This window comes from Sodalis sp. RH20, from assembly GCF_047324205.1.
Classification (GTDB): domain Bacteria; phylum Pseudomonadota; class Gammaproteobacteria; order Enterobacterales; family Enterobacteriaceae; genus Acerihabitans.
In genome coordinates, this window is record NZ_CP178733.1 from 3,642,207 (window position 1) to 3,666,933 (window position 24,727).

The following is a 24,727-nucleotide window of genomic DNA, read 5'->3' on the forward strand; positions in this document are numbered from 1 at the left end:
TGTTTACAACTAAGCAACATAATTTTTAGCTGAAACGTTAAGGCTATGGCGCTGATTTTACTGTGTTAAATTAACACTATTTTATAGTTACAACTACAGACCGTTGCCAAAAATACGATGTGGACGCCTACCCGAAAGCGACATAGGCAGCATCGAATTTTTGGATGCCACAAAAAATGGATAAGTGCGTTAATTCAAAATTTACCTCAGTTCGTTTTTAAAAAGTCTTGCCCTGAATTAAAATGCACTCATCGCAGCCAATATACCCGAAGTTGTCGGCTATGAGTGCCGATTTTAGGTATCTGACGATAAATCATTTTCAGTATTCAGAGCGGCGTTTTCCTGAGAACTCATTGGGCTATCTATCTCCTTTTGCCAGGCATCCTCTATAAAAATAAATTTTGCGACTTCACCACGCGCAATAATATATTGCTGTTTATCGTCTAAAATCACGTTTGTTGGAAAACCCGAATTTCCTGCGATCTCCACACGTTGACCATTGTACGCGAAAGGAGGCAATTTCAACATATCCAACCGATCGGTCTTAGTGAGCTGGATATTGACAGTAAAATTTTCCGCTAAGTAACCAAATAATTTCTCAGGGAAATTATTTAATTCATTAATATTAGCCTTGCCATTTATAAACTTCATTGAACGAGAGGATAATCCATTGACTGTGTAACCCAATCTGGTTGTTGGAGGGTTGAGCGTTAACGAGGTAACAATAACATTTCTTATAATAATATCCGCTCTGGCGGCCCGGTCTATCTGCCTGATATTGATATGGAATTTATTCATTCCAGCAGGGTTAATACGGCCTCTTGCTAATTGATAATGAATAATATCTGTTGACGTAGTCACCCGCAAATAGCATTCAAGCGGACTGACATTTTGGGAGGAAGAATAAATAAAACCATAACCACCATGCAATGCAGGATAAATAGTTGTAGGTAGAATTCTCTCGGGGTCATAATAACCCACTACCGTCGTTACCGGAACGCCAAATTGGCGAGGTACCCGCGTTCCTAACGCATCATTTTTTTCACGCGAGTGCCAAAGATTATTTTCAGCCACATAGCGTGTCGAATCTCCAGTTCTATAGATAATGGGAGTATTATTAACCATCACCGTCACGTCCCATGTTGCCCGGTTAGTGAAAGAAATAATCCGACCAAGGCTAATCGCTCTTGCAGCAGGAAAGCTAATATTACTGGTCCATGCACCATCACGAACTATAATTTCAACTTCTTGAAATCTTTGTAAAATAGTGCTTAGTTCAGCACCAGAAGGATCATTCCCCAGCCGCGTCAATTGTTGTTGAGTGTCGATGCGATAAATAGTATCATCTGTGTAAATAGGTGGATAAAAGGGCAACATGACATTTGGATCAATTAAGCCATTTACAGTTTTAACGCCACAATTGGCATTTTCAAAATCTCCTTCATTTTTATTTGACACTGAACCGCAGCCACGCTCACAATCGCATTTATCTTCACAATTATTTTTATTACGATGGGGGCACGCTCTCTTTTCTTCTTGTTGTAAAATAATCTCAAGAGTATTCGAGTTAAAGGGTAAATTGTCAGCGAGTATTATCCAATTCCTATTTCTTACTATAAAAATACTACTATTCCTGTATGAGACTCGATGAGATTGATTACCAATAATAATAAACATATCTGATTGTGCATCACTATCTACCCAAACGATGCTACCCTCGAGTTGTGCGTCTGCCGTAGGGAGATGAACATTACGAATCCAATTACCGTTACTGGGTATTAGTTGCACAATGCCCATGCGTATAAGCTGTGTTCTGATAAAGTTGCCACTGGTATCATTGGCTATAGCATTAAACTGCGCTTGATGGGAAATAATAACACTAGGTGGCCTGACATAGTTAACGTAATTAATATATCTCAGACTTTGTGGATCCCAAATTTTAAAACCAGTCGGTGAACTGCTTGAGAAAACAGCGTGCCGCTCAATAAAATTTTGTATGACATTAAGGACATATGGCGTATGTAACGCATAATAAGATAAAGGAGAACTTGCATGTCCTGATGCCATCACATCAGTATTAAAACGGTTGCCTTGGAAGGGGGGAATACTACCGCCGCAACAATTTTGGTTTCCTCCTTTGTCCCAGAAAAAGTTGGCGATAAATCGGTTAAGATCGCGATCCCAACCCCATGCGGCGTTAACACCATTAACACTAGGGCGTTGATGGGATGAACCTCGCCATTGTCCAGGATAATGACCGAGGCTATATGCGTGGCCTGCTTCATGACTCCATTCTTCTCCTGAAGAATCTTCGATAGTAAGCATTCCATTTCCACCGCTTCCACCATGTACTATAATTCCATTCTGATAGCGCCCACGTGAATTATGCGCAGTAATTTGAAATGCAACATAATTATCCGGTATTTCAATAGACCCATCAGAGCTATTAATACCATAATTTGCGCAATTGATACCTTGGGATATCAGAAACTTACCAATATATTCACGCATATCCCCTGTATGCCAACTACCATTGTCCGCCGATTGGCTTGTATAGATGACACCATTTGGCATGACTACACGTGTAAGATGGATGGGTTCGTATTCTCCAACAATAAGACGGCTAACGGGAATTTTTTGATAATAATCTCGATGTAAACTGGGCTGATTAGCAAAATCAAAACGATCGCGGGGGGTTACCAACATTCCGATATCGATTGTTTGGATAATCACTTCATTGGGAGCACCAATAACAATATTATTTAGACTACCAGATTGATTGCCGGCTTCAAATAAAAGCCTTAGACCAGGGTTTATCCAAGTCGCGGGTAATATAACCGACCACATATTGCGAGCATAAATTATATTTGTGATCGCAGGTGAATCAACCGTCGGCAACTGAGCAGGGGGTACCAGGTCCAAAACACCGAGTCTAACGCCATCAGCACGCGTTCCAGTTACGGAAATCGATGGCGGAAGCGTTACTCGGGGCTGTACCAGTAATAGGGTATCTCGTTGGGCCACCAAACGCGGACGGATATCATGCGGGGTTGCTCTTTGATACAACGTAATATTTTGCGCATAACATATTCTGGCTTCAAAATTACCAGTGAGATCACTTGTTGCCGGTAATTCATCAAATGCAAAGTTATTTAATATTTCCATTATGCTTACCTCATATAACATCTCTAATTAAATAGATGGATAAAGGCATATGACAATGCTTATATTCCATGGCTATATTAAGTGTTTATATTCAGTGAGTATGGCATTTGGTTGCATTCTAATCAATTTCAAAATTTAGTATCTCTATGTTATCCTCTGCTAATATATGCAATTCGAGACGATCATGCTTAAATTTGTGATCAGAGACAAAACTATTCTGTATTCAGATTGGACGCTTATCCGGAATGCGTTAGCTAAATTAGTGGCGCTCGGACCTTTATTACCCGGAGGCCAAGTATAACCGGCATCCAGCCTGATTATGGATTTCGACTTCTCTTAATATATCTGCGCTGCGATTCCACTGAAAAATAACAGTATTTGCAGATGCGTCGGGTGGTGGTAAAACCTGCATGGCTATGTCATGCAAGGTCAGGTCACGCTTGCCGGGCGTGATGTGCTGTTATGCCACGGATGCCTGGTTTATTGAAATGTATGTTCCAAGGCCCGCTGCCCGATCTTTAATAATCTTGAAAACCTTTAATCAAAGAGAGGATTTCGGGTAGCTTCCAAGGGGGATAAGAGCAGGACCAGGCAAAATAGGCGTAAAAAAATCCAGGAACGCAAACTTTCCCGGATTTTTGCACAGTATAAAAATTTTTCTAGATTTCCGGCGCGGCTCCTGAGCTGAGGGAGCCATCAGCCAATCTTAATCAGACTTGATTATTTCTTTTTCTTGGCCTTGGCGTTCGGCAGGTCGGTAATGCTGCCTTCATACACTTCCGCCGCCAGGCCGACCGATTCGTGCAGCGTCGGATGGGCATGGATGGTCAGCGCAATATCCTCAGCGTCGCAACCCATCTCGATGGCCAGGCCGATTTCGCCCAGCAGCTCGCCGCCGTTGACGCCGACCACCGCGCCGCCGATCACCCGATGGCTTTCTTTATCGAATATCAGCTTGGTGACGCCGTCCTGGCAGTCGGAAGCGATGGCGCGGCCGGACGCCGCCCAGGGGAAGGTGGCCACTTCGTAGCTGATGCCTTTTTCCTTCGCTTCTTTCTCGGTCACGCCGACCCAGGCCACTTCCGGCTCGGTATAGGCAATCGAGGGGATGACCTTGGGATCGAAGTAATGTTTCTTGCCGGCGATAACTTCCGCCGCCACGTGGCCCTCGTGAGTGCCTTTGTGCGCCAGCATCGGCTGGCCGACGATATCGCCGATGGCATAGATATGCGGCACATTGGTGCGCAGCTGTTTATCGACGCGGATAAAACCGCGATCGTCCACTTCCACCCCGGCCTTGCCGGCGTCAAGCAGCTTGCCGTTCGGCACGCGGCCGATAGCCACCAGCACCGCATCGTAGCGCTGCGGCTCGGCGGGCGCCTTCTTGCCTTCCATGGTGACGTAAATGCCGTCTTCCTTGGCTTCCACCGTGGTCACCTTGGTTTCCAGCATCAGGTTGAACTGCTTGCTGATGCGTTTGGTGTAGACCTTGACGATATCCTTATCCGCCACCGGGATCACCTGATCGAACATTTCGACCACGTCGATTTTGGAGCCGAGCGCATAATACACCGTGGCCATTTCCAGGCCGATAATGCCGCCGCCCATGACCAGCAGCTTTTCCGGCACGGTGCGCAGCGCCAGCGCGTCGGTGGAATCCCATACGCGCGGGTCGTCATGGGGAATAAACGGCAAGGTGATCGGCCGCGAGCCGGCGGCGATGATCGCATTGTCGAAATTGATGGTGGTGGTGCCTTTTTCGCCCTCCACCACCAGGGTGTTGGCGCCGGTAAATTTACCCACGCCGTGCACAACATTCACTTTACGGGCTTTGGCCATACCGGTCAGTCCGCCGGTCAACTGGTTGACAACCCGTTCTTTCCAGGTACGTACTTTATCGATATCGGTTTTCGGTTCACCAAAGGTGATGCCGTTTTCGCTTAGCGCTTTTGCTTCTTCAATCACCTTGGCGACATGCAGCAGCGCCTTGGAAGGAATACAGCCCACGTTCAGGCAAACACCGCCCAGTGTCGCGTAACGTTCGACCAGCACGGTCTCCAGACCTAAATCGGCGCAACGGAAGGCGGCGGAATATCCCCCCGGGCCCGCCCCAAGTACCACGACCTGGGTTTTGATTTCAGTACTCATCATGACCTCTTAGTTGTTTGACCAGCGGTAAGGCGTTAATTTTCTGACGAATTAAAGGCATAACGCGCCGATACCACCGGGACGCCTCCATCAAAACCAGTTTACAGAAATGTTAATAATCTGCAAAGCGGGTTCGGACGGCGCGTGACCTGTTTGCCCTGCCGGGGGAAAATGCGCCCAACCGGCAGCGTCACATTAAACAATCAGGCCGGCCCTGGGGCCGGCCTCGGGCTTACATCACCAGACGACGAATATCGGACATTACGTTGTTGATGAAACTGATAAACCGGGCACCCGCCGCGCCGTCGATGACGCGATGGTCATAGGACAGGGACAGCGGCAGCATCAGGCGCGGCGTAAATTCCTTACCGTTCCATACCGGTTTCATCGCCGATTTGGACACGCCGAGGATCGCTACTTCCGGCGCGTTGACGATAGGCGTAAACGCCGTGCCGCCGATGCCGCCAAGGCTTGAGATGGTGAAACATCCGCCCTGCATATCGGAGGACGTCAGTTTACCGTCACGCGCCTTTTTCGAGATCTCCGCCAGTTCGCGCGACAGCTCAAAGATACCCTTCTTATTCACGTCGCGGAACACCGGCACCACCAGGCCATTCGGCGTATCCACCGCCACGCCGATATTGATGTATTTCTTCAGCGTCAGCTTCTGCGCATCCTCGGACAGCGAGCTGTTAAAGCGCGGCAGTTCCTCCAGCGCCTTGGCCACGGCCTTCATGATAAACACCAGCGGGGTGATTTTCACATCCAGCTTTTTCTTTTCCGCTTCGGCGTTCTGCTGTTTACGGAAGTTTTCCACTTCAGTGATATCCGCCTCGTCGAATTGCGTGACGTGCGGGATCATGACCCAGTTGCGATGCAGGTTGGCGCCGGAAATTTTCTGGATGCGGCCCAGTTCGACTTCTTCCGTATCGCCGAATTTGCTGAAATCCACCTTCGGCCACGGCAGCAGGCCCGGCAGAGAGCCGCCGGCGCCGGCTGCGGGAGCGGCCTCGGCGCGTTTTACCGCATCCTTGACGTAGGCCTGGATATCTTCGCGCAGGATACGGCCTTTACGTCCGGTCCCCTTCACCTTGCCGAGATTAACGCCGAACTCACGCGCCAAACGACGGATAACCGGCGTGGCGTGCACATAGGCGTCGTTTTCGGCAAACTCGCTCTTGCCCTCGGTTTTAGGCTGGGCCGCCGCCGCGGCGTTTTTATTGGCCTGCGATGCGGGCGCCGGCGCCGCGGCGGCGGCGGTCTCGGTCTTCTCCGCGGCCGGAGCCGCGCCTTCCACCTCAAAGACCATGATCAGGGTACCGGTGCTAACCTTGTCGCCGGTGCTGATTTTGATCTCTTTAACCGTGCCGGCGAACGGTGCCGGGACTTCCATCGAGGCTTTATCGCCTTCAACGGTAATCAGCGACTGCTCGGCGCTGACCTTGTCGCCGACCTTAACCATCACTTCGGTCACTTCCACTTCGTCGCCGCCGATATCCGGCACATTGACGTCTTTCGTGCCGCCGGATTGAGCCGGCGCGGCAGCGGCCGGCTTGCTGTCCTGGGCCGGCGCGGCGGATGCGCCACCCGCGCCCGCCACTTCAAACACCATAATCAACGAACCGGTGCTGACTTTATCGCCGGTATTGACCTTGATTTCAGTGACTTTACCGGCAAACGGCGCCGGGACTTCCATCGAGGCTTTGTCGCCTTCGACAGTGATCAGCGACTGTTCGGCCGCCACGGTATCGCCGACCTTGACCAGCACTTCGGTCACTTCCACTTCGTCGCCGCCGATATCCGGCACCTCGACATTTTTACTTTCCGCTGCGCCGCCCGACTGCGGTTTCGCCTCGGCGGGCTTGGCATCGTTTGACGCCTCGGCCTTGGCCGGCGCGCTGTCTTCCGTCGCGCCGCCCTGGTCTTCAAAGACCATGATAAGCTTGCCGGTGGTGACTTTATCGCCCACCGCCACTTTCAGCTCTTTGACCACCCCCGCCTGCGGCGAGGGTACTTCCATAGAGGCCTTGTCGCCTTCGACGGTGATAAGCGATTGTTCGGCGTCAACCTTGTCGCCCACGCTGACCAGCACTTCGGTGACTTCAACTTCATCGGTACCGATATCCGGTACGTTAATTTCAATAGCCATTGATTTCTCTACCTCTTATGCCAAACGCGGGTTAACTTTGTCCGCGTCGATGCCGAACTTGGCGATCGCCTTGGCGACCACATCGGCGTCGATTTCGCCACGCTTGGCCAGTTCGCCCAGCGCCGCCACGACCACGTAAGACGCATCCACTTCAAAATGATGACGCAGGTTTTCGCGGCTGTCGGAACGACCGAAGCCATCCGTACCCAATACCCGGAATTCGCTGGCCGGGATAAAGTTGCGGATTTGTTCGGCAAACAGTTTCATATAGTCGGTGGAGGCCACCGCCGGCGCATCGCTCATGATCTGGGCGACATAAGGCACACGCGGTTTTTCAGCCGGGTGCAGCATGTTCCAGCGTTCACAATCCTGCCCGTCGCGCGCCAGTTCGGTAAAGGAGGTCACGCTATAGACATCGGAGCCGACGCCGTAGTCCCGGGAAAGGATCCCGGCGGCTTCGCGCACGTGGCGCAGGATGGCGCCGGAGCCCATCAGCTGAACCTTGCCTTTGGCGCCGTCAAGGGTTTCCAGTTTATAGATACCCTTGCGGATCCCCTCTTCCGCGCCTTCGGGCATGGCCGGCATATGGTAGTTTTCGTTCAGCGTGGTCAGGTAGTAATAGACGTTTTCCTGCGCCTCGCCGTACATACGGGTCAGGCCGTCATGCATGATGACCGCCACTTCATAGGCGTACGCCGGATCGTAGGAGATACAGTTCGGGATGGTCAGCGACTGGATATGGCTATGGCCGTCCTCGTGCTGCAGACCTTCGCCGTTCAGGGTGGTGCGCCCCGACGTGCCGCCGATCAGGAAGCCGCGCGCCTGCTGGTCGCCCGCCGCCCAGCACAAATCGCCGATACGCTGGAAGCCGAACATGGAGTAGTAGATATAAAACGGGATCATCGGCAGGTCGTTGGTGCTGTAGGACGTTGCCGCCGCCAGCCAGGACGACGCCGCGCCCAGTTCATTAATCCCTTCCTGCAGGATCTGGCCTTTCTCGTCTTCACGGTAATAAGCGACCTGCTCACGGTCCTGCGGGGTGTACTGCTGGCCGTTCGGGCTGTAGATGCCGATCTGGCGGAACAACCCTTCCATACCGAAGGTACGCGCTTCATCGGCGATAATCGGCACCAGGCGATCCTTGATCGACGGGTTCTTCAGCATCACGTTCAGTACACGGACAAAAGCGATGGTGGTGGAGATTTCTTTTTTCTGTTCTTCCAGCAGCGCGCCGAAGTCCGCCAGGGTCGGCAGCTCCAGCGGCTTGGTAAAGTTCTTCAGGCGGGTCGGCAGGTAACCGTGCAGCGCCTTGCGGCGGGCATGCAGGTATTCATACTCTTCCGAACCTTCCTTGAAGGTGATATAGGGCAGTTGCTCGATGGTCTCATCGGACACCACCGGGGACAGATTGAAACGATCGCGGAAATAGCGCACGCCGTCGATGTTCATTTTCTTGACCTGGTGGGCAATGTTCATGCCTTCCGCGGTCTCGCCCATGCCGTAGCCTTTAATGGTATGGGCCAGGATGACGATAGGCTTGCCGGTGGTCTTCTGCGCTTTTTGCAGCGCGGCGAAAACTTTTTTCGGATCGTGTCCGCCGCGGTTCAATGCCCAGACTTCGTCGTCGCTCATATCCTTGACCAGCGCGGCGGTTTCCGGATACTTACCAAAGAAATGCTCGCGCACATAGGCGCCGTTCTTCGATTTAAAGGTCTGGTAGTCGCCGTCGACGGTTTCGTTCATCAGTTGGATAAGCTTGCCGCTGGTATCCTTGCGCAACAGTTCATCCCAACGGCTGCCCCAGATGACCTTAATGACTTCCCAGCCGGCGCCGCCGAAGATACCTTCCAGCTCGTTGATGATTTTGCCGTTGCCGGTAACCGGGCCGTCCAGGCGCTGCAGGTTACAGTTGATGATAAAGACCAGGTTGTCCAGCTTTTCGCGGGTGGCGATGGTGATCGCGCCCTTGGATTCCGGTTCGTCCATTTCACCGTCGCCCAGGAAAGCGTATACCGTCTGCGCGGTGGTGTTTTTCAGGCCGCGGTGGTTGAGGTATTTGAGGAATTTAGCCTGATAGATGGCGCTGATCGGCCCCAGGCCCATGGAAACGGTCGGGAACTGCCAGAACTCAGGCAGCAGCTTGGGATGCGGATAGGAAGGCAGGCCTTTGCCGTGGACTTCCTGGCGGAAATTATTCATCTGGTCTTCGGTCAGGCGGCCTTCGATAAAGGCGCGGGCGTAGATCCCGGGGGAAATATGGCCCTGGAAGTACACCAGATCGCCGCCGTCCTGATCGTTGCGCGCACGGAAGAAGTGGTTGAAGCAGACTTCATAAATGGTGGCGGACGACTGGAACGACGCCATGTGGCCGCCCAAATCCAAATCTTTCTTCGATGCGTGCAGTACCGCCATAACGGCGTTCCAGCGGATAGCGGAGCGAATGCGGCGCTCCAATTCCAGATTGCCGGGATACTCAGGCTCGTCTTCAACCGGAATGCTGTTGATATAATTACGGCCCGAGGCACCGGCAGCGATGCTGACGCCACCTTTACGCGCGCCATCAAGTACCTGATCAATCAGGAACTGTGCGCGCTCAATACCCTCTTCACGGATAACCGATTCGATCGCCTGTAGCCAGTCGCGTGTTTCGATCGGATCCACGTCATTGTATAAACGTTCTGACATGGTGGTGTTCCTTATCTATCGCTATTAAATTGATTTAGTTGGAGCCTGTCTTCCTGTGCTCGTTGGCGCCGATGCGTTAGAACACACGAAGACAGGCTCATTATTTCGTTGCCGTTTTATCCCCGTCATACTTCAAGTTGCAGGTGCGTTGGCATTCCTCACTCACCCCGGTCGCTTACTTGAGTAAGCTCCCGGGGATTCGCTGTGTCGCCGCCTTCCTGCAACTCGAATTATTTAGGGCATAGCTCCCGTCGCCGGAGGCTTAGTCCTTGCGTTGCTGGAGCCGGCGCAGCGATCGTTCGCGCCTGCTGTGTTCCCGACTGAGGTCCAGCAAAATTTCCTCAATAAACGCCAGATGGCGGTGAGAAGCTTCGCGCGCTTTTTCCGGCTCGCGTGCCACTATCGCCGCGAAGATCCCGGCGCGGTGACTGCTCACCTGCGCCAGCATTTCCCGGCGCGAGTAGAGCAATTCAAAATTCTGACGTACGTTTTTTTCCAGCATCGGCCCCATACAGCGCACCAAATGCAATAAAACCGCATTATGGGCGGCTTCGGTGACGGCGATTTGATACTGCAGTACGGCATCGGCTTCGGCGTCGAGATCGCCGTTTTCCTGGGCCTGCTGGATAATCTGGTGGCAATCGCGAATGCGGTCGAGGTCCTCTTCCGTACCGCGCAGCGCGGCGTAATAAGCGGCAATCCCCTCGAGGGCATGGCGCGTTTCCAGCAGATCGTATTGTGATTCCGGGTGTTCGGCCAGCAGTTCAGCCAGTGGGTCGCTGAAGCTTTGCCAAAGATTGCTTTGAACAAATGTCCCGCCGCCCTGGCGGCGCAGGAGCAGGCCTTTGCCTTCGAGACGCTGGATGGCTTCCCTTAGGGAGGGACGGGAAACGTCGAACTGTTTGGCGAGTTCGCGCTCCGGCGGCAGCTTTTCACCGGGACGCAACGTCCCTTCCAGAATCAAATATTCCAGTTGCTGCTCGATGACATCCGAAAGTTTTGCCTGGCGGATTTTACTATAGGCCATTTATAATCATCTTTGCGATTGGCGCGGAGTCAATTGGTAATACCAATTTCATAAACGTGACGCTAAAGTAACAAAGTATTCACCTCCTGTCCATGACGGCTTTGACCTAAATCATGAAACACCGCACATTTAAACAATTGCACTAAGCTTGTGCTGCAATTTGATAACTATCCAGTTCCATCCACTGAATTTGAGAAATGACATATTTAACCATTTTGCAACGTTCAATCCGCCAAGCTGAACCGTTTGAGCCAATATTTTAGATTAAATAATAAGCAAATATTGCCTGGCAAAGTGTAACCATAACATTGTTGCTACATCTTTTTTTACAACATCCGTTTTTTACCGCTTCTCCTGGAAAATGCGTCAGATCATGCGGTTTTTGTATTTTCCCGTCCGACCCCATAAATCAGGTGCAAACTTTTTTGCATACCACTATTCTTGTGCCAACGACAGCCCGCGACAAAAAATAGCTCGACGGCTAACGTAAAATATAACGTACATAAAACGTAATGCAGGGATTACAGACCGCAATTTTACACTGGGATGGTCCGCAGACCGTACTAAAAGAGGATTTTCGATGGATGGTAAACAGCGCGGAGAGACGCTGAAACGCGGGCTAAAAAACCGCCATATTCAGCTTATTGCCTTAGGTGGCGCGATCGGCACGGGCTTGTTCCTGGGGATTGCCCAAACGATTAAAATGGCCGGTCCGTCGGTGATCCTGGGCTATGCCATCGGCGGCTTTATCGCCTTTCTCATTATGCGTCAATTAGGGGAAATGGTGGTCGAGGAACCGGTAGCCGGTTCGTTCAGCCATTTTGCCTATAAATACTGGGGCGATTTTGCCGGCTTTGCTTCCGGCTGGAATTACTGGGTGCTGTACGTACTGGTCGCCATGGCGGAACTGACCGCCGTGGGCATTTATATGAATTACTGGTGGCCGGGCCTGCCGACCTGGATCTCAGCGGCACTATTTTTTATCGTCATTAACGTCATCAACCTCGCCAACGTCAAGGTGTACGGCGAGATGGAATTTTGGTTTGCCATTATCAAAGTCGTCGCCATTATCGCGATGATTGTGTTTGGCGCCTGGTTGCTGATAAGCGGCCACGGCGGCCCGGACGCCAGCGTGACCAACCTCTGGGCCCAGGGCGGGTTCTTCCCCAATGGCGTCAGCGGCCTGATTATGGCGATGGCGGTGATCATGTTTTCGTTCGGCGGCCTGGAGCTGGTGGGCATTACCGCCGCCGAAGCCGATAACCCGGAGCAAAGCATACCCAAAGCCACCAACCAGGTCATCTATCGCATCCTGCTGTTTTATATCGGCTCGCTGGCTATTCTGCTGTCGTTGTATCCCTGGAGCAAAGTGGTGGAAGGCGGCAGTCCCTTTGTGCTGATTTTCCATGCGCTCAACAGCGACTGGGTGGCGACCATCCTTAACCTGGTGGTGCTGACCGCTGCGCTATCGGTATACAACAGCTGCGTCTACAGCAACAGCCGTATGCTGTACGGCCTGGCGCGCCAGGGCAACGGCCCAAGGCTGCTGGCGGCGGTCGATCGTCGTGGCGTACCGGTCATGGCGATCGGCGTGTCGGCCCTGGCGACCGCCGTTTGCGTGCTGATCAACTATCTGATGCCCGGAAAAGCCTTCGGCCTGTTGATGGCGCTGGTGGTATCCGCCCTGGTCATCAACTGGGGCATGATAAGCCTGGCGCACCTGAAGTTTCGCCGCGCCATGGCCCGCCAGGCCAGGGTGACGAAATTCCAGGCGCTGTGGTACCCGTTCGGCAACTATCTGTGCCTGCTGTTTATGGCGGCGATCCTGGTGGTGATGCTGATGACCCCCGGCATGGAAATTTCGGTCTACCTGATCCCGGTGTGGCTTTGCCTGCTCGGCATCGGCTTTTATTTTAAACAGAAAAATCAGCGCGCGTCCGGCGAACTGAGCCGTTAAGCCGCCTTCTGCGCGGCCTGGCTGGCCGCGCAAAGTTCTTTCCGCCGGCCTGCGCGACAAAATGCCGGCGCCTTCACAAATTTCCCGTTATGACCCGTTTGTCCATTTCATCAACCCGATCCTGCCGATCCTTTCACGCCGAATAGGCCAATACTGCCTGTTGTACTTCATGTCTTGTTTACAACGGAGAGTAGATCCATGAAAACACAGGCTTTGTCATTAACGGAAAAAATGGGTTTCGGCATGGGAGATGCCGGCTGCAATATGGTATGGGGTTCCATTACCATGTTCCTGGCCTATTTTTACACCGACGTTTTCGGCCTGGCGCCGGCCCTGGTGGGCGTATTGCTGCTGTCGGTGCGCATTATCGACGCGGTCACCGACCCGATCATGGGCGCCATCGCCGATCGCACGCGCTCCAAATGGGGCCGGTTCCGGCCTTATCTGCTGTGGCTGTCGGTGCCGTTCGCGGTGTTCAGCATTTTAATGTACACCACGCCGGACTGGAGCTACGGCGCCAAAGTAGTGTATGCCTTCGCCACCTATTTCCTGATGTCGCTGATTTACACCGCCATTAATATTCCCTACTGTTCACTCGGCGGGGTGATTTCCAGCGATCCGCAGGAGCGGGTCTCCTGCCAGTCCTGGCGTTTTATCCTGGTTGGCGTGGCGACGTTGATTATTTCGCTCACCCTGCTGCCGATGGTGGATTGGTTTGGCGGCGGCAACCGGGCCAAGGGGTTTCAATGGGCGATGACGGTGTTATCGATTATCGGTTGCCTGATGTTTTTATTCTGTTTCGCCACCGTGCGCGAACGCGTTAAACCGGCGATCCCGACCCATGACGCGCTGAAGGCCGATCTGCGCGATATCTGGAAAAACGACCAATGGGTACGCATTCTGCTGCTGACCTTCTTTAACGTTTGTCCCGGTTTTATCCGCATGGCGGCCACCATGTACTACGTGACCTATGCCATGGATAAAACCTCCGGGTTCGCCAGTATGTTTATCAGCCTGGGGGTCGTGGGCATGATGATCGGCAGTTGGCTGGCCAAACCGTTGACCGACCGCTTTTGCAAGCTGAAGGTATTTTTCTGGACCAATATTATCCTGGCGCTGTTTTCCTGCGGTTTCTATTTCCTTAATCCGCATCTGACCACGCTTATCCTGGTGATGTATTTCCTGCTCAATATCCTGCACCAGATCCCCTCGCCGCTGCACTGGTCGCTCATGGCGGACGTCGATGACTACGGCGAGTGGAAAACCGGCAAACGCATTACCGGCATCAGCTTTTCCGGTAATTTGTTTTTCCTGAAGGTCGGACTGGCGGTGGCCGGCGCCTTTGTCGGTTTTATCCTGTCCGCCTATGGCTATCGCGGTGACGCCATCACGCAAAGTCCCGGCGCCGTCCAGGGCATCGTGCTGCTGTTTACCGTGATCCCGGGCGTCGGTTACCTTATCACCGCGGGCGTGGTCAGGCTGCTGAAAGTGGATCGGCGGCTGATGCGGCAAATCCAGGACGAGCTGGAAAAACGCCGGGAGAATTATCATGAACTGGGCGCCTGGCGCGAGGACTCCCTGCTGGAAACCAAACATCCGTAAACCGCAGAATAAACAGGAGACGCTATCATGACCGAAGGACATTGGCCGAACCCACTGATAGAGCAGCGCGCCGACCCCTTTATCTACCGCCATCACGACGGGTACTACTATTTTATCGCCTCGGTGCCGGAATACGACCGGCTGGAGATCCGCCGCGCGACCACGCTTGCCGGCCTGGCGCGGGCCGAGCCGGCGGTGATATGGCGCAAGCCGGCCACCGGCGAAATGAGCGCGCTGATCTGGGCGCCTGAACTGCATGTTATCGACGGGAAATGGATTATTTATTTTGCCGCCGCCAAAACGCCTGACATTGTCGACGGGCTGTTCCAGCATCGTATGTTTGCGCTGGAGTGCGCCGATGACAATCCATTAACCGGGCGATGGCGTGAAAAAGGCCGCATCATAACGCCGCTCGATACCTTTTCGCTGGATGCGACGCATTTTGTCCACCGGGACAAGCATTATTACCTGTGGGCGCAGAAAGATCCGGCTATTCGGGGCAACTCCAATCTTTACCTGGCCGAACTGGCGACGCCCACCTCGCTTAACACCGCGCCGGTGATGATTAGTCGTCCTGAACTGCCGTGGGAAACCATCGGTTTTTGGGTTAACGAGGGGCCGGCGTTTATCCGCCACGGGCGACGGCTGTTTATTACCTATTCGGCCAGCGCCACCGACGAGAATTATTGTATCGGTTTGCTGTGGGCCGACGCCGACGCCGATATTACCGACCCGGCGCAGTGGCATAAGCTGCCGCAGCCGGTGTTCCGCACCCATAGGCGACACCGGCAGTTCGGGCCGGGCCATAACAGCTTTACCATTGGGGAACGGGGCGAGGATGTGCTGGTCTATCACGCCCGCCCGTATACGGAAATTACCGGCGATCCGTTGTACGACCCCAACCGGCATACCCGGGTTAAAGCCTTTGACTGGGATGAGGACGGCATGCCCCGCTTTGGCGAACCACCGGCGGACACCGCGGGTTAGCCGGGCGGATAACCACGCCGGGCGGTGGCGCTGACGGCGTTAAACCAGCGCGCCGTAGATGGTCAGCAGCGCCACCACCACCACAATCACCTGGGTGATTTTTTTCGCCAGCGATACCGCCGCGCGCGGCGTCAGCACGTCGTCCAGATGCGGTTCCCGCGCCAGCGAGAACTGTGCCAGCCGGGTTAATACCTGATATTGGCCGGTATGCACATCCGCCAGGGACGCAAACCATGCGGGCAGCGCTTTTTCACCGTGTCCCAGCAGCGCGTAGGCCACCCCCGCCAGACGCACCGGAATCCAGTCCAGCCAGTGCAACAGCATATCGATGCCGGAACGCGCGCGCTTGAGTGGCGTGGAGCGGCGCGCCATCCAGGTTTGGTACGCGCGCAGGAAAGCATAGCCGGCCAGCGCCACCGGACCGTACGGGCCGCCGACCACCAGCCAGAACAGCGGCGCCAGGTAAAAACGGAAGTTTATCCACAACAGGGCGTTCTGCAGTTCGCGCAGACGCTCCTCTTTATCGCAATCCACCGGCAGGCCGTGGATCAGGGCCAGTTCTTCGCTCATGGCGTCGCAGGCGTGGCCGTCGCTGGCGGCCGCGGCCCGCAAATAGGCCCGATAGTGCTTACGGATGCCGCCGGCGCCGATGCATAACAGGGAAATGATGATCCACAACACCAGCAACGGCACGCCAAAAAACCAGTTAGCCAGCAGCCGCAGGCACAGCGCCACGATAATCATCCAGCCCAGGGCCATTAAAACGGTCAGGGCCAGGGAGGCATGACGGATGCGGACAAACACCCGTTCCAGATGGTGATCCAGCTGCCAGTGCTCGCCCTGCTTGAACAGGCGTTCCCAGGCCAAGACCAATAGTAGCGTAAACAGCGTCATGAACCCTGACTCTCCTTCTTTATGTCCCCGCAGCGCGCAGCAACCAGCCGCAGGTAATGTTGCCACCGAAACGACGGCCCGGGATCGGTTTTACGCGCCGGGGCGATAGCGCTATGGCCGGTAATGCGCGCCGGCGTAATCGGATAATGCCGCATCAACAAGGCGGTCAGCGCGGCCAGCCGGTGGTACTGCGCGTCGGTGTAAGGGATATTATCGGTGCCTTCAAGCTCGATACCAATGGAAAAATCATTGCAGCGTTCCCGGCCGTCGAACGTCGATACGCCCGCATGCCAGGCGCGTTTATCAAACGGCACGTACTGGACAATTTCGCCGTCGCGGCGAATCAGGCAGTGCGCGGAAACCCGCAACTGATAAACCTGGCGGAAAAAGGGATGCGCCGCGGGATCGAGCGTGCCGGTAAAGAGCCGGTCGATATCCCCGCCGCCGAAGCGGCCCGGCGGCAGGCTGATATTATGCACGACCAATAGCGATGGCGCCTCGTGCGCGGGCCGCTCATCGCAATGCGGCGACAACACGTGCCTGACCCCCGGCACCCAGCCATTTTCCAACCGCATTATTCACCTCGCGCAGACCGGCGGTGGTACTTATCCCAGCAACAGAGTAGCATGTTTCTCCGATTCCCTTTATCCGCTATTTCGGAGTTTTTTATGCCGACACGCCGTTATAACGTCGAACGCCGCCGGGCCGAATTGCTTGAGCGTATTCAGCATGATATCCCCTTATCCGTCACCCAGGCCCTGCGCGAAGACCTGGGCGGCACCACCGACGCCAAAGCCGATATCACCGCCCGTTTGCTTGGGCAGGAGAGCGAGGCCAGCGCGGTTATCATCACCCGGGAAAACGGTATTTTCTGCGGCCAGCGCTGGCTTGAGGAAGTCTTTGCCCAGCTCGGCGGCGGTGTTTCCGTCGCGTGGCAGGTACAGGACGGCGATGCGATCCGCGTCAACCAGCCGCTGTGCCGTTTAAGCGGCCCCGCGCATCTGCTGCTCACCGGCGAGCGCACCGCGCTGAATTTTGTGCAGACGCTGTCCGGGGTGGCCAGCGAGGTCAAACGTTACGTTGATCTTCTGGCCGGCACCGGGACCCAACTGCTCGATACCCGCAAGACGCTGCCCGGCCTGCGCACCGCGCTGAAATACGCCGTGCTGTGCGGCGGCGGCGGCAATCACCGCCTGGGGCTGGCGGACGCCTTCCTGATCAAGGAAAACCATATCATCGCCGCCGGCTCTATCGCCAACGCGGTGGCCAACGCACTGGCCCTGCGCGACGATGTGCCGGTGGAGGTGGAAGTGGAAACCCTGGACGAGCTGCGCCAGGCGCTGGACGCCGGCGCCGATATCATCATGCTGGATAATTTTACGCCGGCCGATATGCAGCGGGCGGTGGCGGCCACACAAAAGCGCGCCCTGCTGGAAGTCTCGGGCAATGTCACGCTGGACACGCTCCGTGAATTTGCCCAAACCGGGGTGGACTATATCTCCGTGGGCGCGCTGACCAAACATATCCGCGCGCTGGACTTGTCGATGCGGTTCCAGTAGCCGGGCATCCCATACCACAGGCCTTCGGTCATCTCCGAAGGCCTTTCCCCCCTCCTTATCCTTAATTTTGCGGCATCCTACGCAAAATTCCTAAACCTCAGGTCACTCATCGCGTTTTTTTTGCCAACCTTTATCCCGTATGGCGACCCGCCGCTGGCCGGCCGAAGGCGTTGCCGGTAAGGTCGGGGCAGGATCGGCTGCGAGGGAAACGCATGTTTAATCAACAGGGATTTACCTTGGTGGAATTAATGGTGGTAATCGCCATTATCGCCATGCTCAGCGCTATCGGCCTGCCCGGCTACCAGCGCTATCTGGATAAAGCCGCCATGACGGATATGCTGCAGATGCTGGCCCCCTATAAATCGGCGGTGGAGCTGTGCGCGTTGCAGCGCGGCGAGGTCCGGGAGTGCCAGGCGGGCCAGGACGGCATACCCGAGGGCATGGCCTCGCGTTATGTCGACCGGGTCACGGTGCAGGACGGCGTCATCAGCCTGACCGGCAGACAGGCGCTGAAGGGCCTGACCCTGGCCTTGACGCCCAAACGGCACGGCGACGGGCTGCGCTGGGGCAGCGACTGCCGCGCCATGGAGAACGCCCGGCATCTGCTCGGGCCTTGCCAGGCGCTGTTTCACATGGATGGCGCGGAGGAGTAGCGGGTGACGGCAACCTACGATGACACGGCGCTGCGGGATTATATCGACGCGCTGCTCAACCAGGCACAAGCGCTCAAGGCGTCGGATATCCATATCGAACCCACGGGCGCGGCCGAGTATCGCATCCGGTTGCGCGTAGACGGCCTGCTGCGGGAAAGCGCCCATTGCATGCCAATACTTGCTGCGCGCCTGCTGGTGTGCTTAAAGATGATGGCCCGGCTGGATATCGCCGAGCGGCGCCTGCCCCAGGACGGGCAATTTGTCTTCGGACCGCCTGACAGGCACTGCTCGTGCCGGCTCTCCACACTGCCGACGCTGCGCGGCGAGAAGCTGGTGCTGCGTCTGTTGCGCGGGGCGCCGGAAGATCTCGCCCTGGAGCGACTGGGCATGCCGGCGGCCCTGCGCCGGCGGTTCCTGCGCCTGCTGCACCGTCCCCAGGGATTGATTCTGCTCACGGGGCCGACCGGCAGCGGTAAAACCATGACGCTTTACAGCGCGCTGAATACCCTGGCGCGCGACAGGCTGAATATTTGCAGCGTGGAGGATCCGGTGGAAATGTCGCTGCCGGGCATGACCCAATGCCAGGTCAACGCCAAGGCCAGGCTGGATTTTCCGGCGTTGCTGCGCGCCCTGCTCCGCCAGGATCCCGATGTGGTCATGGTGGGTGAAATCCGCGATCGCGCGACCGCCGCCATGGCGGTTAACGCCGCCCAGACCGGTCATTTGGTACTGGCAACCCTGCATACCCGCTCCGCCGCGGATGCCGTGGCCCGTCTTAGCCAGTTCGGGCTGGACGCCGAGCTGGCGCGCTCCGCCCTGCTGCTGGTGATGGCGCAGCGGCTGGTCAGGCAGCTCTGCCCGCTATGCCGCCGCGAGGCAGGCGCGCCGGAACAAACGGCGCTGCGGCTGCCGCCGGGCTGGGCGCCTCGCCGTCAATGGCATGCCGTGGGTTGCGAACAGTGCCACCAGGGTTATGCCGGCCGGCGCGGCATTTTTCATTTGTTGCCGGCGCAGCCCTCCCCCCATGACGGTGCGTACCCCGGGGAAAGTCGCCAAAGCGGCCCATGCAATGCCGCACAGGCGGCAGGGCGCGCCATGAACGACGCGGCGTTCAACCGCAAAGGCCGGCCAGGTCCCTCGGGACTTTGGCGCGCGGGCCTGGTATTGGCGGCGCGGGGAGTGACCTCCCTTGATGAGCTGGCGCGGGTACTGGGTGAACCGGCATGACCGGCTTCTGGCTTTACTCCTGGCGCGGCGTTACCTCCGCCGGGGAAGCCTGTGCCGGGCAGATCCTCGGGCGGGATAAAACCTCGGCGCGCCGGCAGTTGATCCGCCGGGATCTGCAACCGTTTCACCTGCGTACCGCCGGCTATCTGGGGGCCGGCTATTGGCGCAGGCATCAGCTTGCCGCGCTGACCGCCCAATTGGCGACGCTGCTCGGCGCGGGGCTGCCGCTGCGCGAGAGTCTGGAGCTGCTGGCGGAAGATCACCCGCGCGCCGGCTGGCGGTGCCTGCTGCGCCTGCTGGGCGAAAAGATCGAGCAGGGCCACACCCTGTCCCAGGCCCTGGCCGACTTTCCCCAGGTCTTCCCACCGGTTTATTGCGCCATGATGGCGCTCGGCGAGCTGACCGGCCGGCTGGATCGCTGCTGCCTGGCGCTCGCCGACCATGAGGAACGGCTCGGCAGGTTAACAAAAAAAGTGACGGGCGCGCTGCGCTATCCGGCGTTTATCCTGCTGATGGCAACGATGGTCATGGGGTTGCTCCTGGCATGGATTCTGCCGGAATTCTCCCGGCTCTATGCCGCCATCAATCTGCCCCTGCCCTGGCCGACCCGCTGCCTGCTGGCCGCGGCGGCAGGCGTGGAAGAGCATGCGCCGGCATTGCTTGCCGGGGTAGCGCTGCTGTCCCTGGTTTACCGGCGGTTCTGCCATTACCATGACCGATGGCGGCGGCGCCTCCAGGCGGGGGTGTTATATTTGCCCGCGGTGGGGACGCTGCTGCGTCATCACGCGCTCTACCAGTTGTTCCAGACATTGGCCATGACCCATCCGGCCGGCGTGCCGCTGGATAATGGCCTGGAGATTGCCGCGCGCACCCTCGGCCATCCCTTGTACCGCGAGGCGGCGCTGCAATTACGGCGGCATATCCAGCGGGGATATGCGCTGCATCAGGCATTTTATCGCCATCGCCTGTTCCCGCGCCATTGCCACCAGCTTATCAAGACCGGCGAGTTTTCCGGCACGCTGGACGAGGTATTCCGCCGGCTGGCCAGCATGCATGAGGAACAGGCGCAACGGCGCGCCGACGCGCTGGCGCAGCTGGCCGAACCCCTGCTGCTGTTGATCATGGGCGCTCTGGTGTGCGCGCTGGTGATGGCGCTTTATCTGCCGCTGCTGCAAATGGGCGATCTGTTTGGCCACGGCTGACGCCGTCCCGGTGATGGGATGGTAATACGCAGGAACACGCCGGACCGGATCTGAGGCAGGCGGATGCAGACTTAAGGCGTGGGGCCGCAGGATGGCTATCATTCGCATGATAGCCATCTATAGGACCGCAACAGGCTACAGCTGGGTAAACACCTGGTTTTCCTGCTCGGCCACGCGGATAAAGGTGGTGCGTTTGGTCAGTTCTTTCAAGCGGGACGCGCCGACATAGGTACAGGCCGAGCGCAATCCGCCCAGGATATCGCGTATGGAGTGTTCGACCGGCCCGCGCAGCGGCAGCTTGACGGTTTTACCTTCCGCCGCCCGGTACTGCGCCACGCCGCCCACATGGCGGTTCATGGCCGACTCGGAGCTCATGCCGTAAAACAGCATGAATTTTTCGCCGTTTTCCTCCACCAGCGTGCCCTCGCATTCGTCATGGCCGGCCAGCATGCCGCCCAGCATGACAAAGTCCGCCCCGCCGCCGAAGGCTTTCGCCACGTCGCCCGGCACCGAGCAGCCGCCGTCGCTGACAATCTGGCCGCTTAAGCCATGGGCGGCGTCCGCGCATTCAATCACCGCCGACAATTGCGGGTACCCTACGCCGGTCTTGACGCGGGTGGTGCATACCGAGCCCGGTCCTATACCCACCTTGACGATATCGGCGCCAGACAGGATCAATTCCTCCACCATTTCACCGGTGACCACGTTGCCGGCGCAGATGACATTATTGGGACAGGCCGCGCGCGCTTTTTGCACAAAATTAACGAAATGCTCGGAATAGCCGTTCGCCACGTCGATGCAGATAAAGGTCAATAACGGCGACAGGGCCAGGATATGCTTCATTTTCACGAAGTCCGCTTCCGAGGTGCCGGTCGAGACCATGACATGCCGCAATACCGATTCAGGGGCCCGCGCAACAAAAGCGCGCCATTGCTCCACGCTATAATGTTTATGCACCGCGGTCACGACATCAAAGGATGCCAGGGCTTCCGCCATGCGAAAGGTGCCGACGGTGTCCATATTGGCGGCGATGATGGGCACGCCCGACCAGGAGCACCCGGGGTGCTTAAAGGTAAAGTCACGCTGCAGTTCGACGTCGGAGCGGCTCTTGAGGGTAGAACGCTTGGGGCGGATCAAGACGTCTTTAAAACCTAACTTGATATCTTCTTCAATACGCATAACGGTTTTTCCTGGTCAATGGCGACGGGTCGCTTATAAGTTTCGGGTACAGAATGCCAATTCCAGTGACGGTATCATACGCCGGATTATTCTTACGGCAAGACTGCGAAAACCGCCCGATATACGCTACAATCGTAGCAATTTACCTGCAAACGGGCAGAAAGGAATACAGTAAGGAGTCAGTAGACTGTATGCGTTATATTGTTGCATTAACAGGGGGAATCGGCAGTGGCAAAAGTACCGTGGCCAATGCCTTCGCCGCACTGGGTGCCACGATTGTCGACGCCGATGTTATCGCCCGCCAGGTTGTAGAACCGGGCAGCGACGCGCTGCGTGCCATACAGGCCCGTTTTGGCGCCAGGATCCTGCTGCCCGACGGACGACTTGACCGCGCATTGCTGCGCCAGCGCGTGTTCAGTTCACCCGCCGACAAGGACTGGCTTAACCGTTTGCTGCATCCGCTTATCCAACAAGAAACCCGGCAACAACTGGCCCGCGCCGATGGACATTACGTATTATGGGTGGTGCCGCTGTTAATTGAAAACCAATTGCAGTCCCAGGCGGACCGGGTACTGGTGGTCGATGTGCCGACAGAGATCCAGATTGCCCGCACCCTAAGCCGCGACGGCATCAGCCCCGACCAGGTCAAAAGCATTCTTGCCGCGCAGGTTTCACGCCAACAGCGTCTGGCCTGTGCCGACGATATTATAGATAATAGCGGGCGTCCCGAAGCGCTAACGGCCGAGGTGGCAAAACTGCACCGCCGTTACCTTCAGCTTGCGGCATCAGCAACCCGACAGGATGAATTAAAATGAGTGACGTCTACTCGACCACGGTGCTGTTTGAGCATCCGTTAAATGAAAAAATGCGCACCTGGCTGCGTTTGGAATTTTTACTGCAGCAACTGTATAACTATCCGACGTTGACTGACATCTCAAGCGCGTTGCCGTTTTTTCGCAGCGTCTCCGATTTGCTGGATGTGCTTGAGCGTGGCGATGTACGCACTGAAATGCTCAAGGAACTGGACCGCCAGCAGCAGAAAATGCTGCAGTGGGACGGCGTGCCCGGCGTCGACAGTGAGCGCGTCAGGGCGCTGCGCAGCGAACTCAAACAGTGCGCCGCAGTATTGATGGCCGCGCCGCGCCTGGGACAGGCGGTACGCGAGGACCGTTTAATCGGCTCGGTGCGCCAGCGCCTGTCCATTCCCGGCGGCTGCTGCAGCTTTGATTTGCCCGGCCTGCATATCTGGCTTCATCTGCCGCAGACCGTGCGCGATCAGCAGGTGAATCTGTGGCTGAAAACATTTGACCCGCTGCACAGCGCATTAACCATTACGCTGGATTTGGTCCGGCATTCGGAACCCTTTAAAAACCAGATCAGCCTGAACGGCTTTTTCCAGGATAACGCCGAGGACGCCGATTTGCTGCGTATGCGCATCCCGCTGGTGTCCCAGCTTTACCCGCAGGTTTCCGGCCATAAAACCCGCTACGCCATCCGGTTCTTATCCCTGGACAGCGAAAACGGCGTGGTGCCGAACCGTTTGTCCTTTGAATTGGCCTGCTGTTGATCAATTGCGTTAAGATAACGGGTCGAGCACCGGTTGGCGTGACAGCCGACCCGATTTGCAAGGTTTCAGGAGTTAACATTGAGTGACGATATCATGGTAGTAAACTGCCCCACCTGCGGCGCGGACGTTGAGTGGACTGCGCAGAGCAAGTTCCGGCCTTTTTGCAGTAAACGCTGCCAGCTGATTGATCTCGGCGAGTGGGCCGATGAGGAAAAAATTATCCCCAGCGATACGCAGCTTACCGATAGCGAAGACTGGAGCGAAGATCAGCGCTGAAAGTGATATGGCCCCGGGGCGGGGCCGGATGCAGGTCAGGTCGCGGCGATAAGCTGGCGGATGATTGACGCATTGGCGGGCGGGAATTCATCGGCCCGCAGTTCCGCCTGGGGGCACCAGCGCACCGGCTGTCCCTCTTTGCCGTACGGCGTGCCTTGCCAGTCCTCGACCAGGAAAAAATAGAAGGCCATATCCCGATCGGCAAACTGGTGCTGGCTGGTGGCCAGCAGTTCGGCCCGTTCGACCCTGATGCCGGTCTCTTCCAGCAGTTCCCGTTTTAACGCCTGCTCGGGGGTTTCGCCCTCTTCCATTTTGCCGCCGGGGAATTCCCAGAAACCGCCCATATGCGAGTCCGCCGGCCGCTGGGCGATAAAGATCTGCTGTTGCGCATTACGGATAATGCCTACGGCAATGGTGCGAATAGTTATTGTCACAGGTACTCCGATAAAA

The 24,727-nt window shown here is 56.2% G+C and carries 19 protein-coding genes; 10 read left to right on the forward strand and 9 right to left on the reverse strand.

The annotated features are described in order from the left end of the window. Positions 1-294: 294 nt before the first annotated feature. From ACL2XM_RS16820 to pdhR, 5 genes are all read right to left on the reverse strand, one after another. Complete coding sequence (locus tag ACL2XM_RS16820) at positions 295-3,165, reverse strand: M66 family metalloprotease (RefSeq protein ID WP_413731272.1); 2,871 nt, start codon at positions 3,163-3,165, stop codon at positions 295-297. Between the two features lie 720 nt (positions 3,166-3,885). Continuing rightward, positions 3,886-5,313: a dihydrolipoyl dehydrogenase gene (gene lpdA / locus ACL2XM_RS16825; protein ID WP_413723545.1), complete on the reverse strand. Its 1,428-nt coding sequence runs from the start codon at positions 5,311-5,313 to the stop codon at positions 3,886-3,888. 232 nt (positions 5,314-5,545) lie between these two features. After that, entirely contained in the window at positions 5,546-7,462 is a 1,917-nt protein-coding gene (gene aceF / locus ACL2XM_RS16830; RefSeq protein ID WP_413722147.1) for a pyruvate dehydrogenase complex dihydrolipoyllysine-residue acetyltransferase, read from the reverse strand. Between the two features lie 15 nt (positions 7,463-7,477). Continuing rightward, entirely contained in the window at positions 7,478-10,147 is a 2,670-nt protein-coding gene (aceE, locus tag ACL2XM_RS16835) for a pyruvate dehydrogenase (acetyl-transferring), homodimeric type (RefSeq protein WP_410016395.1), read from the reverse strand. A 262-nt stretch (positions 10,148-10,409) separates the two neighbouring features. Further along, positions 10,410-11,174 carry a pyruvate dehydrogenase complex transcriptional repressor PdhR gene (gene pdhR, locus ACL2XM_RS16840; RefSeq protein WP_162363949.1) on the reverse strand — a complete coding sequence of 255 codons (765 nt, stop codon included), beginning with the start codon at positions 11,172-11,174 and terminating at the stop codon, positions 10,410-10,412. Positions 11,175-11,754: 580 nt separating this feature from the next. Between pdhR and ACL2XM_RS16845 the strand changes: the two genes are divergently transcribed. From ACL2XM_RS16845 to ACL2XM_RS16855, 3 genes are all read left to right on the forward strand, one after another. After that, a complete protein-coding gene (locus ACL2XM_RS16845) occupies positions 11,755-13,131 on the forward strand; it encodes an amino acid permease (RefSeq protein WP_410016396.1) in 1,377 nt (458 codons plus the stop codon). A 198-nt stretch (positions 13,132-13,329) separates the two neighbouring features. Further along, positions 13,330-14,733 (forward strand): glycoside-pentoside-hexuronide (GPH):cation symporter, encoded by a 1,404-nt coding sequence (locus ACL2XM_RS16850; protein WP_413731274.1) that lies wholly within the window; start codon positions 13,330-13,332, stop codon positions 14,731-14,733. Between the two features lie 27 nt (positions 14,734-14,760). After that, a complete protein-coding gene (locus ACL2XM_RS16855) occupies positions 14,761-15,720 on the forward strand; it encodes a family 43 glycosylhydrolase (RefSeq protein WP_410016398.1) in 960 nt (319 codons plus the stop codon). 39 nt (positions 15,721-15,759) lie between these two features. Here the strand turns inward: ACL2XM_RS16855 and ampE are convergent, their stop codons facing one another. Continuing rightward, positions 15,760-16,614: a beta-lactamase regulator AmpE gene (gene ampE, locus ACL2XM_RS16860; protein WP_410016399.1), complete on the reverse strand. Its 855-nt coding sequence runs from the start codon at positions 16,612-16,614 to the stop codon at positions 15,760-15,762. Beyond that, entirely contained in the window at positions 16,611-17,189 is a 579-nt protein-coding gene (gene ampD, locus ACL2XM_RS16865; RefSeq protein ID WP_413722146.1) for a 1,6-anhydro-N-acetylmuramyl-L-alanine amidase AmpD, read from the reverse strand. The genes ampE and ampD overlap by 4 nt, the downstream gene beginning before the upstream one ends. A gap of 93 nt (positions 17,190-17,282) precedes the next feature. On the opposite strand from ampD, the gene nadC reads away from it, so the two are divergent. From nadC to hofC, 4 genes are all read left to right on the forward strand, one after another. Next, positions 17,283-18,173, forward strand: coding sequence for a carboxylating nicotinate-nucleotide diphosphorylase (gene nadC / locus ACL2XM_RS16870; protein ID WP_413722145.1), 891 nt, complete (start codon positions 17,283-17,285; stop codon positions 18,171-18,173). 212 nt (positions 18,174-18,385) lie between these two features. After that, positions 18,386-18,826 (forward strand): prepilin peptidase-dependent pilin, encoded by a 441-nt coding sequence (gene ppdD, locus ACL2XM_RS16875; protein ID WP_410016402.1) that lies wholly within the window; start codon positions 18,386-18,388, stop codon positions 18,824-18,826. 3 nt (positions 18,827-18,829) lie between these two features. Continuing rightward, positions 18,830-20,053, forward strand: coding sequence for an ATPase, T2SS/T4P/T4SS family (locus tag ACL2XM_RS16880; protein WP_410016403.1), 1,224 nt, complete (start codon positions 18,830-18,832; stop codon positions 20,051-20,053). Next, on the forward strand, positions 20,050-21,255 hold the full coding sequence (gene hofC, locus ACL2XM_RS16885; protein ID WP_413731276.1) for a protein transport protein HofC: 1,206 nt from the start codon (positions 20,050-20,052) through the stop codon (positions 21,253-21,255). The genes ACL2XM_RS16880 and hofC overlap by 4 nt, the downstream gene beginning before the upstream one ends. A 135-nt stretch (positions 21,256-21,390) precedes the next feature. On the opposite strand, the gene ACL2XM_RS16890 is transcribed toward hofC, so the two are convergent. Continuing rightward, complete coding sequence (locus tag ACL2XM_RS16890) at positions 21,391-22,434, reverse strand: GMP reductase (protein ID WP_410016405.1); 1,044 nt, start codon at positions 22,432-22,434, stop codon at positions 21,391-21,393. Between the two features lie 191 nt (positions 22,435-22,625). On the opposite strand from ACL2XM_RS16890, the gene coaE reads away from it, so the two are divergent. The 3 genes from coaE (at position 22,626) to yacG (ending at position 24,277) form a co-directional block, all read left to right on the forward strand. Next, the gene (coaE, locus tag ACL2XM_RS16895; RefSeq protein ID WP_413731278.1) at positions 22,626-23,249 is read left to right on the forward strand and encodes a dephospho-CoA kinase; all 624 of its coding nucleotides are present in this window, start codon (positions 22,626-22,628) and stop codon (positions 23,247-23,249) included. After that, on the forward strand, positions 23,246-24,001 hold the full coding sequence (gene zapD / locus ACL2XM_RS16900; protein WP_410016407.1) for a cell division protein ZapD: 756 nt from the start codon (positions 23,246-23,248) through the stop codon (positions 23,999-24,001). The genes coaE and zapD overlap by 4 nt, the downstream gene beginning before the upstream one ends. A gap of 93 nt (positions 24,002-24,094) precedes the next feature. Then, positions 24,095-24,277 carry a DNA gyrase inhibitor YacG gene (gene yacG / locus ACL2XM_RS16905; protein ID WP_413733232.1) on the forward strand — a complete coding sequence of 61 codons (183 nt, stop codon included), beginning with the start codon at positions 24,095-24,097 and terminating at the stop codon, positions 24,275-24,277. Between the two features lie 35 nt (positions 24,278-24,312). Here the strand turns inward: yacG and mutT are convergent, their stop codons facing one another. Then, positions 24,313-24,705: an 8-oxo-dGTP diphosphatase MutT gene (gene mutT / locus ACL2XM_RS16910; protein ID WP_410016624.1), complete on the reverse strand. Its 393-nt coding sequence runs from the start codon at positions 24,703-24,705 to the stop codon at positions 24,313-24,315. Positions 24,706-24,727 lie beyond the last annotated feature (22 nt).